The organism is Staphylococcus sp. HMSC072H03 (genome assembly GCF_001809305.1).
GTDB classification, from domain to species: domain Bacteria; phylum Bacillota; class Bacilli; order Staphylococcales; family Staphylococcaceae; genus Staphylococcus; species Staphylococcus hominis.
Genome location: NZ_KV796914.1, coordinates 169,012 through 182,252 on the forward strand (window position 1 = coordinate 169,012; position 13,241 = coordinate 182,252).

The window sequence follows — 13,241 nt, forward strand, 5'->3', positions numbered from 1 at the left end:
ATAATCATTCTCAACACTTAAATGATAACCTTTTTCACTTACTTTTACAATCATTTATTTATTCATTTTTCATAAATTTTATATACGATTCATACAGTGTTTAGCGTATTTATTTTCTTATTTAGACTATAAAAAAAGCTATGGAAAATCGAACGAATTCGACTTTCCACAGCACCTACCACTTAGTTATGTTAGAACATCTCTGATACGACTTTTTGTTCTAAGAAGTTTAATAAATAGTCAGGACTGCCTGTTTTAGCGTCTGTACCTGACATTTTGAAACCACCAAATGGGTGGTAACCTACAACAGCTGCAGTACATCCACGATTTAGATATAAGTTACCTACATCAAATTCATTTACAGCTTGAATCCAATGTTCACGATTGTTTGTGATGACCGCTCCTGTTAAGCCATAATCTGTATCATTTGCAATATCAATGGCTTCATTAAAGTTATCGAATTTGGTGAAGCCAACTACAGGGCCAAAGATTTCTTCTTGCATCACTTGATCAGAAGATGTTAATCCTGAAATGATTGTTGGATGGATAAAGTAACCTGTTGAATCATCCACTTCTCCACCAATTTCAATTTTTCCTTCTTTACTACCAATTTCAATATATTTTTTAATTTTATCGAATTGTTTTTTATTAATAACAGGACCCATAAATGTATTATTGACAGTATTACCTATTGTTAAATCTTTTGTTAACTCAATTGCTTTTTCTAAGACTTCATCATAAACAGCACTATGCACAATGGCACGTGAACATGCTGAACACTTTTGACCGGAGAATCCGAACGCTGACGTTACAATAGAGTGTGCAGCTAAGTCTGTATCTACACCTTCATCTACTACAATCGCGTCTTTACCACCCATTTCAGCAATCACACGTTTTAAGAAAGTTTGACCTTCTTGCACAACTGCACTACGCTCGTAAATGCGTGTTCCTGTTGCACGAGACCCTGTGAATGTCACAAAATGTGTATGCACAGAATCAACTAAGTAGTCACCAATGTCTTTAGGATCACCAGGCACAAAGTTTACCACACCTTTAGGTAAGCCTGCTTCTTCTAAAATTTCAATCAGTTTATATGCAGTAAGCACTGTGTCTTCAGCAGGTTTCAATAACACTGTATTACCTGCAACCACTGGTGCTAATGTTGTACCTGCCATAATTGCAAATGGGAAGTTCCAGGGTGGAATGGTTACACCTGTACCAATCGGTTTATAGAAATATTGATTGTGTTCACCTTCACGATCTAAGACCAGTTTACCATCTGCAAGTTCCATCATTGAACGAGCATAATATTCTATAAAGTCAATACCTTCAGCCGCATCTCCAACTGCTTCATCCCAAGGTTTACCCGCTTCATACACCATGACTGCTGCAATTTCTTCTTTACGACGACGAATTATTGCTGCGACACGAAGCATTAATTCAGCACGATCTTTGTGTGACCATTTACGCCATGCGTCATAAGCTTTGTTTGAAGATTCAAATGCGTTATCTACATCGTCTTTTGTCGCTTTTGACACTTTAGCTACTAATTCAGATGTATTCGCTGGATTAATTGAATCGAATGTATCATCTTTAATGATATGTTCACCATCAATGACAATAGGAAGCGTTTTACCTAAACTATGTTTTACTTTTTCTAACGTTTTTTGAAATCTTTCAACATTTTCTTGTACAGAAAAATCAATACCAGGTTCATTTTTGAAAGGTACTACCATACTTCATTACCCCCTATATGTTTTTAAGTATTTAAATTCATTCTCTAACCCTTTGTTTCTTAATCATGATATTTTCTATCATTAACTTCATTTTACTATGCTTACTCCTTCATTTGCAACCGCTTACAAAATTGTTTGTTTGACCTTTTATTCAAATACTAATGTAGCCCTATCAATACACTCTATTATATAAATAATTTATAATTTAAATAAAATAAAGTATAATAATCACAACACAATTAACCGACATCTAGAAAAGGAAGTATATATATGAAAGCACTTATCACTGGTGGAGCAGGCTTTATTGGCTCCCATGTAGCAGAATATTTTATGAAACATGACACAGAAGTACATGTTATTGACAATTTAAGTTCCGGTTTTTTAAAGAATATACCTTTTGTGAACAATGAACATATTTATATTAAAGACATCACCGATTTTGAATTTGTAACACAGTTAATACAAAAAGAACAATTTGATTTTGTCATTCATTTAGCTGCTATGGTGAGTGTAGTAGAAACTATCGAAAAGCCAGAATTATCCAATCGTATTAATATAGATGCTACTGTCAATATATTAGAAGCAATTCGAACATATAATCCAAATATTAAAAAAGTCATATTTGCTTCTTCTGCAGCTATTTATGGTCATCTACCCGATTTACCTAAATCCGTAGAACAATCTAAACCATTTCCATTATCTCCATATGCTATTCAAAAGTACGCTGGAGAACAATATGCTAAGATTTATAATCATTTATATCAAATTCCTTGTACTTGTCTAAGGTTCTTTAATATTTACGGTCCTAGACAAAATCCAACATCTGATTATTCAGGAGTCATTTCTATTATGAATACTAAGTTTTTAAATCATTCAACCTTTACATTTTATGGAGATGGTGAACAAACACGTGATTTTGTTTATATCGATGATTTAATCAATGCTATATCAATTGTTCTTAATACTACTCTAACGGATGGTTTTATCTATAATGTAGGCACAGGAACACAAACAAATTTGAAAGCTGTTTTTAAATCGTTTGAAAATGGCTTTGATTATCATATACCTTATCAATTTGAAGCTCCACGTCTTGGAGATATTAAACATTCTTGTGCTGACATTACCCCACTTAAATCATTAGGTTACAAACCTAAATATAGTATTGAAGAAGGTATTACAGCTTATTTGACTTATAATAAACATAACAACATCACTATTTAATAGAAAAACGGTTAGCTTTTATTAATATGCTAACCGTTTTTTACTATTTGAGTAGTTTATAAAATTCTTTAAGTGCTAATTGATTATATTCTTGTGCGTTAAACACTTCATATTGAGATGGTTGTTTTTGAATACACTGTTCTAATGCGACGGTGATATCATCAACATCATGACTCACAAGAGTACCATATTTACCATTACCGAGTACATAGCGGTTTGCTATAATATTTGACGCGATAATATTAACTTTTAAAGTTAATGCTTCAAGTAATACCATTGATTGTCCTTCATAATGAGACGTTAAGCAGAAGACGTCTGCTTGTTTCATGATATAGTATGGATTCTTCCTTTGACCTAATAAAAAGACATGTTTTTCTAATTTCAACCTTTTTATTTGTTGTTCTAATTGAACACGGATAGGACCTTCCCCCATAATATATAACTTTGTATGCGGATGACTGACATGTACTTTACTAAATGCATCAATAAGTAAGTCGAAGCCTTTTTCAGGTGATAATCGTCCTGCAGTTACAATTTTGAAATCGTCTTCCTTAAATGGTACTGAACTTATATCTCCATTATTGATGCGTACGAGTACGGATTGGTGTTGTTTTTCAAATTTTTCAGAGTCATCTAATTTTAATTGATTGATTTTATTCAAATTAATCACATTTCTGGAAGTGACAAATTTCTTATTCAATGATTTATCATTCATCTTCTGTTTATTTTGATCTTTAGAAGCATCGGATACACATACTAATTGATCAAATTGCCTATACAGCGAGAGTACACCTTTTAAATTTTGATAATGTATTTTAACACCGTTAACTTTTCTTTTCATATCTGCTTTAATATCACTATGTAAATAAATCAATTTACGTTTTACTTTTGTTGCTAAAATTAAATTAGCCCAAAACATAGAATACCCACTAAAATCAATCGCATAGTCGAATTGGCTATGACCTAATACTTTTCGTATTTCTCTTTCGTATACTTTCTTCGGATATATCAAATGCTCTAACGTACTTTTTAATCCTCTCTGTCTTACGAAATCGATCCTATACGTTTCTTTCAATGATGCTGCTAATGGAGGTACTCTCAAAATAATTCTAACGTTCTTATTAATACTATTTAAGTTATTTAAAACTTCAAGATTTTTACTTTTATTAGTAAACAATGTAATGTCATATGTTTCATAATCGACATTTTCTAATAAATTAATGATAGACGTTGTAATACCATTATTTTTCATACCACCAGGATAAATTAACACTCTTTTCTTAGCACAGATCTTACGTTTAGGACGCTTACGTTTACCCTCAAATAGTATGTTAATAAGTGTTTCAGTAACAGTTCCATCATCTAGATAGGTATATTGATTTTTAAAATATTGATATTTTTTCTTCACTGAATCTTCATCATATACTTTTTGCTTAATCGCTGTAATCACATCTTCAATATGATGAGCGACAGGACCAGGTAGGTCACGATTAGCAATATACATACCTCGTGATGATTGATATTCATCCAAATCTGGAGTATAGAAGACAATCGGTTTATTGGTTACTAAATAGTCAAAGAAGATACTTGAATAATCTGTAATCATTAAATCAACGATCGCTAATATTTCATTGGTATCAAAATAATCAGGAATTAAATAAGGTTTTAAACGTTTTATTTTAAGCGCGTCTTTATATAAATAAGGATGTACTTTGACTAATACTTGATAATCTAGATGATGTTTAAGTTTTTCAACTTCTTCAACGATATGATTTAAACTTGCCTCTGGTGCATTGACATCCTCGCCTCTCCAAGTTGGACAATACAATAAAATACTTTGTTCTTTACTAATATGAAGATAATGATTCAACTCGCTAATCATGTCTTTTCGATTTGAATTTAAAGTTAAATCGATTCTAGGATATCCAATTTCCAAAAATTCTCCACCATAAATATTTTCAAGTCTAAAGGCTCGTTTAAAAATCGTCGTCGTATGGTGATTAGGACTAATTAAGTAATCGCTGCTTAAAAAGTTTTTAATAATATTTTGAGAACCATATAGACTATTTTCAATGTCTAATCCCATATATTTTAAAGGTGTCCCATGCCATGTATTGATATAGATTTGCTTTGGCTTTTTAATGAAATAGGATGGAAAAGTAGAATTATTAATTAAATACTTACTCTCCGTTAATGCTTTCAAATATTCTCTTGATTCTTTAATAACAAACTCTACATTTTTATAGTGCTTAAATCTTGCTTTATAAAATAGCAATGTTTCGTTATGATCTACTACCCATATGTGTTTATATTTACGATAACGAGGTTGCTGAATTAAACTTTTAAATATTGCATATGGACTATCTGTGATACTTTTTCCATCTCTCACTTGATATAATATCTGATATTCCTTAACATTATTCTTTTTATAATATTTAGCGTAAGTCATTACTTTACTTGTATAAGCAGATTTATTTTTTCTTTGTATTGGCGTAAATAAAAAATTCAATTTACGTCTTAATTGATTTGTAAGACATGTCTTAAGTGTCATATTCATTATCCTTTCTAAGTTGCTTTTATTTCTCTTAAGTTGTTTCATTAAAATGAATTGAACGATTTCAATGATGCACATATAGTAATACACACATTCAGCACTCTACAATTATATCATTTAATTATATTATATAATAAATATTTAATTTCAATACACATTGTTATTTTATATAAAAAATCAACCTTTAAGTATACGTGTTCCTACTTAAAGGTTGGTTACTATATTATTCAAAATGATTAGGCATATTTATTGTTTCATTTTGGTCAATCGTTCTTATCACTTTTGCTGGCACTCCAGCAGCTAAACTATTCGGTGGAATATTGTTTGTTACAACACTACCTGCTGCAATAACTGAGCCATCACCAATTGAAACGCCTGGCGTAACTGTCACACTCGCACCAAACCAAATATTACTTCCTATATGAATAGGTTTTGCCAATTCCCATCCTTTATTACGATCTTGATAATTGAGTGGATGATGTGCTGTATATAGTCCACATGATGGTCCTATAAAGACGTTATCGCCAATCGTAATGCCACCACCATCCATTAAATAACTATTGCTATTGATAAACACGTTTTCTCCAACTTTTATATTCCAACCATAATCTGTGTCAAATGGACTGCTGATTGAAAGTTGTTTCGCTTCATAGCCAAGTAATTCTTTTAAAATCGCTTGTCGTTTTTCTCTATCACTAGGTCGCGTATGATTATATTCAAAGCATAAGTCTTTAGCACGCTGTCTGTCCATTCTTAATTCCTCATCAAAATTTGCATCATACCATTCGTGTGCTAACATTTTTTCTTTTTCAGTCATTATCTTTTCCTCTTTTCTTTTTATAAATATAAAAAGTATTCTCCCTACGCTATACGTAGACAGAATACTTTATTATCTTCATAAGTACTACATACTAAGACGTAATATAGTCGCCACCATTAACATGGATAATTTGACCTGTAATATAAGAACTATCTGCATAACTTGCTAAGAATACATAAGCTGGCGCAAGTTCAGCAGGTTGACCACGTCGACCCATTGGTGTATCTCCACCTTGATTTTCTACCTTATCTTCATCAAATGTTGATGGAATTAATGGAGTATAAATTGGACCTGGCGCTACACCATTAACACGAATTCCTTTTTCCATCAATGATGTTGCAATAGAACGTGTGAACGACACAATAGCACCTTTCGTTGCTGAGTAATCAATAAGATGACCAGAACCACGATAAGCCGTTACACTTGTTGTATTAACAATTGCATCACCTTTACTTAAATGAGGTACTGCAGCTTGTGTTAAGAAAAACATCCCAAAAATATTTGTTTTAAATGTTTCATTGAAATGTTCTGGTTTAATATCTAAAAAGTCTTCATTAGGAAATTGCACGCCGCCATTATTTACTAATATATTGAGACCACCAAAATCGTTAACAACATTTTCAATAAGTTCTTTTGATTGATCAGCATCTTTTAAATCATGAGAATATGCTTTTGCTTTAACGCCGATTTCTTTTAAACGATTGACAGTATCTTCAGCATCTTCATGTTCATTATAATAACCAATAGCTACATCAGCGCCTTCTTTGGCATATAAAATCGCTACTGAACGACCAATACCGGAGTCACCACCAGTAATTAATGCGACTTTTCCTTTTAGTTTACCGCCTGCTTTGTATTCTTCCATTTCAGCAATAGGTCTAGGATCCATGTCTTTTTCAGAACCTGGTTGTTTTTCTTGTGTATAACCTTTAATTTTTTTATGAAAATCTAATAAGTCCATACATCTTCACTCCTTCTTTATTTACTTAACCGTTCCCATTTCTTTAATTTTTAAAACAAAATGATTACACTTACTACTTTTGAATGATATAAAGTCCATACTACAGATGCATGAAATTTTAACATAGAATCTTTATAATATAATTAATCTAAAAATGACTCATATAGAGATAAAAAAGGAGTGTTACAATATGAAAGGCATTCTAAAGGGTATCATTACTATTCTTATCATTTTAGGGCTTGTAAAAACAGTTCAAGATCATGATTTAATGAATGAAGCTAACCAATACTATAATGAAGCTAAAAGTGGTGAACTTATACAATCTATCACTCACCCAAATTTCAATAATTTTAAAGATTTAGATTTAAGTCATTTTAAACCATCTGATTTCTTTTAATATTCATAGCTATCATGAATAAAAGAACAATATACTCATTTTATTTAGAGTAACGTTGTTCTTTTTTTATTAAGCAAGGTCATTGACTAATATACCCTAAGGGGGTATATTGAAGATGGTAGGAGGACGAAAATATGACTCAAAATCATCAAATTACCTTGAATATCATTGGTATGACATGTGCCGCTTGTTCTAATCGTATTGAAAAACGATTGAATAAAATAGATGGCGTTCATGCTCAAGTGAATCTGGCAACTGAAAAAGCAACCATTGATTATCCTAATGATCAATATGAAGTAAGCGATTTTATTGAAACGATCCAAAAATTAGGATATGACGTTGAAACAGATAAAAGTGAACTAGACGTTATAGGTATGACGTGTGCCGCTTGTTCTAATCGTATTGAAAAAGTATTAAATAAAACAACAGGCGTTAAGCAAGCAACAGTCAATCTAACCACAGAACAAGCAACGATCGATTATTATCCAGGTCAAACTGATGTTGATACGCTCATTGGACGAATACAACATCTCGGCTATGATGCTAAACCTAAACAATCAAAAAAAGAACAAGCTTCTCGTAAAGTTCAAGAATTAAAAAGAAAACGTAATAAACTCATTATTTCAGCAATATTAGCTTTTCCATTACTTTTAACTATGCTTGTTCATTTATTTAATATACCGTTACCTGAAATATTTATGAACCCTTGGTTTCAATTTATCTTAGCCACTCCCATTCAATTTATTATAGGATGGCAATTTTATGTTGGCGCATACAAGAATTTACGTAATGGTGGTGCCAATATGGATGTTCTTGTAGCACTTGGTACTAGTGCAGCTTATTTCTATAGTATTTACGAAATGAGTAAATGGTTATTAGATTCAAACACACAGCCCCACCTTTATTTTGAAACCAGTGCTGTTTTAATCACTTTAATTTTATTTGGCAAGTATTTAGAAGCACGTGCAAAATCACAAACAACACATGCTTTAAATCAATTATTAAATTTACAAGCCAAAGAAGCACGTCTTATTAAAGATGATGGAACAGAAACAATGGTTCCGCTTCAAAATGTTCAAGTTGGAGACACATTACTTGTTAAACCAGGAGAAAAAATCCCAGTAGATGCGAAAGTCATTAAAGGGACAACAACAGTAGATGAATCTATGCTAACTGGAGAATCCATGCCTATAGATAAAACCGTTGATAATGAAGTGATTGGTGCAACACTAAATAAAAATGGTGTCATTACCGTTCAAGCAACAAAAGTAGGTCAAGATACTGCTTTATCTAATATTATTAAAGTAGTTGAAGAAGCGCAAAGTTCAAAGGCACCTATTCAACGTTTAGCAGATATAATTTCTGGCTATTTCGTACCTATTGTTATTGGTATTGCCGTACTCACTTTTATCATATGGATTATCTTCGTTCATCCTGGTCAATTTGAAGATGCACTCGTTGCCATGATCTCTGTATTAGTCATTGCTTGTCCATGCGCATTAGGACTTGCAACGCCAACTTCTATAATGGTTGGTACAGGACGTGCAGCAGAAGAAGGTATCTTGTTTAAAGGTGGCGAATATGTAGAACGTACTCATCAAATTGATACAGTTGTATTTGATAAAACGGGTACATTGACACATGGTACACCAGAAGTGACTTACTTTAAAGGTGATGATACTTTATTACAATATGTAGCTTCTGCTGAAAATAATTCTGAACATCCCTTGGCAACCGCGATTGTTAAGTACGCTAAAACAAAACAGCTTACTTTAACAAATATAGAGCACTATGAAACATTACCAGGTCATGGTATTAAAGCTACAATCAATAATAAGACATTATTCATAGGCAACCGATCATTAATGTCAAATCATCATATTGATACAGCATCTTTATTAGATGAAATTACCCAAATTGAACAAAAAGGACAAACTGTCATGTTGATTGCATATGATCAGATATTACGTGGTTATATCGCTGTAGCAGACACTGTTAAATCTGAAGCCAAAGTTGCAGTTCAAGAACTAAAAGACATGGATTTACGTACGGTAATGATTACAGGTGATAACCACTCTACAGCTCAAGCTATTGCAAATGAAGTTGGTATTGATCATGTTATCGCCAACGTTCTTCCGGAAGATAAAGCTAAACATGTTGCTCATTTTCAAGATAAAGGTGAGAACGTTGCGATGGTTGGCGATGGTATTAATGATGCACCTGCTTTAGTTCAAGCAGATATTGGTATTGCCATGGGAACAGGTACTGAAGTCGCAATTGAAGCAGCTGATATTACTATCTTAGGTGGAGACATTGCCTTAGTACCTAAAGCTATTCACGCAAGTCATAAAACGATTCGAAATATTAAACAGAATCTTTTTTGGGCGTTCGGTTATAATGCTGCTGGTATTCCTATTGCTGCTATGGGCTTACTCGCTCCATGGATTGCTGGTGCAGCGATGGCATTAAGTTCTGTAAGCGTTGTAACTAATGCATTACGTCTAAAACGAATGAAATTATAAATGAATTTTAAGCTTTATACTTTCATAAAAATTTAAAAAGCGTAAAATATGGGTATAGTCATTATGAAGTACTCGGAGGTGACAATCAATGATTAATAAAGTCATTAAAGTAGATGGTATGAGTTGTGACCATTGTAAAAATACAATCGAATCAGCATTAGCTAAAATTAATGGTGTCAGAACTGCTGAAGTAGACCTTGATAAAAACGAAGTTCGTGTAGATTATAATGATGAACTTGTTTCAACAAAAGACTTACATGACGCTATTGAAGATCAAGGCTATGATGTTAAAGAATAATAAAAAAGTTGGAGGTAATACTCCAACTTTTTTTATTTTAATTTACCCTTAGTTTAGTCGTACCACTAGTTAAAACATCCATAGTTGCATCAAGTGCATCTACTATGAGATTTTTGACAGCCGCTTCTGTATAGAAAGCAATATGTGGTGTTAAAATAATATCTTCTCTTCTGATAAGTTGCTTTAACAGTACATCATCTATCTCTTTTCCACGATAATCACCTGGGAATAATCCTCTTTCATATTCATATGTATCTAATGCAGCCCCTTTAATTCGACCACTATCTATAACAGAAAGTAAAGTTTGTGTATCTACAATTGATCCCCTTGCCGCATTCACAAATACGGCACCTTTTTTAAAATTTGAAAAAACAACGTCATTAAACAAATGATGATTATATTTCGTAGCTGGAATATGCACGGTAACAATATCAGCTTCTTTAATTGCTTCTTCTAATGTATCTTTATAATCAACGAATTTTGCTAAAGCGTTATTTGGAAATGGATCATAAGCAACAACCTTGCTGTTATAACCTTTTCCAAAAATTTCTGCCACAATCGAACCTATGCGTCCAGTACCAATTACTGCCACAGTTAAATCTCGGATAGATTGTGATAATATAGAAGGTTCCCAACGAAAGTCATAATTATGCACTTTATGTTGAATACGTTTTTGATACCTTACAATATTGATGGCTTGTGTAACAGCAAATTCAGCAATTGAACTTGGAGAATACGAGGGTACATTTGAGATAATGATGTCGTACTTAGTAGCTAAATCTAAGTCATACGTATCAAATCCTGCACTACGTTGTGCAATTTGCTTAATTCCATATTGTTTCAATTTCGCAAAAATCTCTTCTGAAATTGGATGTTGTTGAGATAACGATAGACCATCAAATCCTTTTACAGTATCAACTGTTGTCTCTGTTAACATTTCTTTGGTTAAATCAACATCAACATTGTTTTGTTTCGCCCACTCGTTAATATATGGTATATCTTCATCTCTTACACTCATAATTTTAATTTTGGTCATATATTGATCCTCTTCCTTCATAATTTTTTAACTATGCTTTGCTTTATACATATCAGCTAGGTCAATTAACCTACTAGCTGCTTCTTCTAACCATTTATCATCTAATGCAAGTGAGATACGCACGTAATGTTTTCCATTTTCACCAAATGGTATACCTGGAGCAACTAAAATAGATTTCTCTTTTAATAAATATTGTTCAAAGGTTTCACTATCATAACCTGGAGGTGTACGTAACCATGAATAGATACCGCCTTTAGAATGCACAAATGGTAGATGGGCTTCACTTAATTTTGCTTCAAACTTATCTCGACGCCGTTTAAATGTTTCATTCTGTTCTTCTAAAAATTCATCATAATGATTAAGTGCATACGTCGCTGCATCTTGTAACGCACCAAACATTCCAGCATTTGTATGCGTTTGATATTTCTTTAATGCTTGAATCATGTCTTTATTTCCTACTGCAAAACCCACTCGGAAACCTGACATATTATATCCTTTTGAAAGTGAGAAAATTTCAATAGCGACATCTTTACCGTGTTCTGAAGCAAGTATGCTTGGATTTTTAGCATCAAAGCCAAAAGCACTATAAGCAAAGTCGTGCACAATTTTTGTCTTTGTACCTTTGAATCGTTCAATTGCTTCATCAAATACTTCTTTTGTAGCCGTTGATCCTGTTGGATTATTGGGATACGTTAAATAAACAAGCGTCGTGTTGTCTAGTACTCTCTTATCTACATTATCCCAATTTGGCAAATAATCTGGAGGATCTAAATTTAATGGAACCGGATTGGCATCTGCGAGCATCACTCCTGCTAAATAATCTGTATATCCAGGATCTGGAAGTAGCACATTTTCTCCAGGATTAACAACACATGTAGGTAAAGCTACTAGTCCATTTTTTGTACCATATAAAATACATACTTCATCCTCTTTATCTAATGTCACATTGTACTGACGTTGATAAAAATTAACAATGGCTTCTTTAAATGATTCTTTACCATGAAAAGCACCATATTTTTGATTTTCAGGAATCCGAATTGCTTCAGAAAAATGCTCAATAATACCTTCTGGTGTTTCACCATCGGGAATGCCTACTGCCATATTAATAAGTGGTAAAGGGCCATGTTCTACTTTACGTCCCATCGTTTTTCCAAAATAGCTATCAGGAATGGCTGCTAATCTTTTTGAAATAACCATGTTATTCCTCCTTAAATAAAAAGCTATATACCACTTTTGTGTGGCATATAGCTTCATGAGATATATGTCACTTATCTTTGAGGTTATTTATTATCCTCTTGGAGTTAGCACAGTACTTTATATTTATGAAGCCTGTTGCTGAAGTTTCATTGGGCCAAATCCCTTCACTTCTCTCGATAAGTTCTTACGTATTAAGTCTTATTTTAACATTACACTGATAATTGTCAATTTTCAGATTTATTTATTCTATTTCATATTTTTTATATCTTCTAACATAGCCTCTGCTGTTATTTTAGCACTTGTTAATACAATGGGTACGTCTCCGTCTGGATATATGCTTGCTTTACGCCTGAAAAATATAAATCTATATAATTACAGGACAGATAATAATTATTTTGTGTCTCAGTAAATTCACTAATAAAGTATTTAATATATCATTTATTTTAATATAGGCAGACGCTCTCACAAAAATAATAACTGACAGTATAGAAAACCAATG

Annotated in this window: 10 protein-coding genes, 1 pseudogene and 1 riboswitch; of the genes and pseudogenes, 4 read left to right on the plus strand and 7 right to left on the minus strand. The window is 32.6% G+C overall.

The window, feature by feature from the left end; translation table 11 throughout:
- Positions 1-191 precede the first annotated feature (191 nt).
- Positions 192-1,736, minus strand: a complete 1,545-nt coding sequence (gene pruA, locus HMPREF2578_RS09595) for an L-glutamate gamma-semialdehyde dehydrogenase (RefSeq protein WP_070508426.1) — start codon at positions 1,734-1,736, stop codon at positions 192-194.
- Between the two features lie 270 nt (positions 1,737-2,006).
- Here pruA and HMPREF2578_RS09600 point away from each other — a divergent pair, with 270 nt between their 5' ends.
- Positions 2,007-2,957 (plus strand): NAD-dependent epimerase/dehydratase family protein, encoded by a 951-nt coding sequence (locus tag HMPREF2578_RS09600; RefSeq protein ID WP_048681963.1) that lies wholly within the window; start codon positions 2,007-2,009, stop codon positions 2,955-2,957.
- A gap of 43 nt (positions 2,958-3,000) precedes the next feature.
- Here the strand turns inward: HMPREF2578_RS09600 and HMPREF2578_RS09605 are convergent, their stop codons facing one another.
- From HMPREF2578_RS09605 to HMPREF2578_RS09615, 3 genes are all read right to left on the minus strand, one after another.
- Complete coding sequence (locus HMPREF2578_RS09605; RefSeq protein WP_070508427.1) at positions 3,001-5,508, minus strand: glycosyltransferase; 2,508 nt, start codon at positions 5,506-5,508, stop codon at positions 3,001-3,003.
- Between the two features lie 226 nt (positions 5,509-5,734).
- On the minus strand, positions 5,735-6,328 hold the full coding sequence (locus HMPREF2578_RS09610; protein ID WP_017175084.1) for a sugar O-acetyltransferase: 594 nt from the start codon (positions 6,326-6,328) through the stop codon (positions 5,735-5,737).
- 94 nt (positions 6,329-6,422) lie between these two features.
- Positions 6,423-7,292, minus strand: coding sequence for an SDR family oxidoreductase (locus HMPREF2578_RS09615; protein ID WP_019835151.1), 870 nt, complete (start codon positions 7,290-7,292; stop codon positions 6,423-6,425).
- Between the two features lie 190 nt (positions 7,293-7,482).
- Between HMPREF2578_RS09615 and HMPREF2578_RS09620 the strand changes: the two genes are divergently transcribed.
- The 3 genes from HMPREF2578_RS09620 (at position 7,483) to copZ (ending at position 10,509) form a co-directional block, all read left to right on the plus strand.
- Entirely contained in the window at positions 7,483-7,689 is a 207-nt protein-coding gene (locus HMPREF2578_RS09620) for a hypothetical protein (protein ID WP_017175086.1), read from the plus strand.
- Positions 7,690-7,823: 134 nt separating this feature from the next.
- Entirely contained in the window at positions 7,824-10,211 is a 2,388-nt protein-coding gene (locus HMPREF2578_RS09625; RefSeq protein WP_017175087.1) for a heavy metal translocating P-type ATPase, read from the plus strand.
- Between the two features lie 88 nt (positions 10,212-10,299).
- Complete coding sequence (gene copZ, locus HMPREF2578_RS09630; RefSeq protein WP_017175088.1) at positions 10,300-10,509, plus strand: copper chaperone CopZ; 210 nt, start codon at positions 10,300-10,302, stop codon at positions 10,507-10,509.
- 37 nt (positions 10,510-10,546) lie between these two features.
- Here copZ and HMPREF2578_RS09635 read toward each other — a convergent pair whose 3' ends face one another.
- From HMPREF2578_RS09635 to HMPREF2578_RS11455, 3 genes and pseudogenes are all read right to left on the minus strand, one after another.
- Positions 10,547-11,545, minus strand: a complete 999-nt coding sequence (locus HMPREF2578_RS09635) for a D-lactate dehydrogenase (RefSeq protein WP_070443137.1) — start codon at positions 11,543-11,545, stop codon at positions 10,547-10,549.
- A 27-nt stretch (positions 11,546-11,572) separates the two neighbouring features.
- A complete protein-coding gene (locus HMPREF2578_RS09640) occupies positions 11,573-12,742 on the minus strand; it encodes an aminotransferase class I/II-fold pyridoxal phosphate-dependent enzyme (RefSeq protein WP_049382427.1) in 1,170 nt (389 codons plus the stop codon).
- A gap of 68 nt (positions 12,743-12,810) precedes the next feature.
- Positions 12,811-12,925: riboswitch (SAM riboswitch) on the minus strand.
- Between the two features lie 63 nt (positions 12,926-12,988).
- A pseudogene (locus tag HMPREF2578_RS11455) lies at positions 12,989-13,149 on the minus strand (dehydrosqualene desaturase); the annotation flags it as partial.
- Between the last annotated feature and the right edge of the window lie 92 nt (positions 13,150-13,241).

Bases quoted from the DNA above. Each gene is read 5' to 3' on its own strand.
- pruA (WP_070508426.1), bottom strand. From the start codon at position 1,736: ATGGTAGTACCTTTCAAAAATGAACCTGGTATTGATTTTTCTGTACAA.
- HMPREF2578_RS09600 (WP_048681963.1), top strand. From the start codon at position 2,007: ATGAAAGCACTTATCACTGGTGGAGCAGGCTTTATTGGCTCCCATGTA.
- HMPREF2578_RS09605 (WP_070508427.1), bottom strand. From the start codon at position 5,508: ATGACACTTAAGACATGTCTTACAAATCAATTAAGACGTAAATTGAAT.
- HMPREF2578_RS09610 (WP_017175084.1), bottom strand. From the start codon at position 6,328: ATGACTGAAAAAGAAAAAATGTTAGCACACGAATGGTATGATGCAAAT.
- HMPREF2578_RS09615 (WP_019835151.1), bottom strand. From the start codon at position 7,292: ATGGACTTATTAGATTTTCATAAAAAAATTAAAGGTTATACACAAGAA.
- HMPREF2578_RS09620 (WP_017175086.1), top strand. From the start codon at position 7,483: ATGAAAGGCATTCTAAAGGGTATCATTACTATTCTTATCATTTTAGGG.
- HMPREF2578_RS09625 (WP_017175087.1), top strand. From the start codon at position 7,824: ATGACTCAAAATCATCAAATTACCTTGAATATCATTGGTATGACATGT.
- copZ (WP_017175088.1), top strand. From the start codon at position 10,300: ATGATTAATAAAGTCATTAAAGTAGATGGTATGAGTTGTGACCATTGT.
- HMPREF2578_RS09635 (WP_070443137.1), bottom strand. From the start codon at position 11,545: ATGACCAAAATTAAAATTATGAGTGTAAGAGATGAAGATATACCATAT.
- HMPREF2578_RS09640 (WP_049382427.1), bottom strand. From the start codon at position 12,742: ATGGTTATTTCAAAAAGATTAGCAGCCATTCCTGATAGCTATTTTGGA.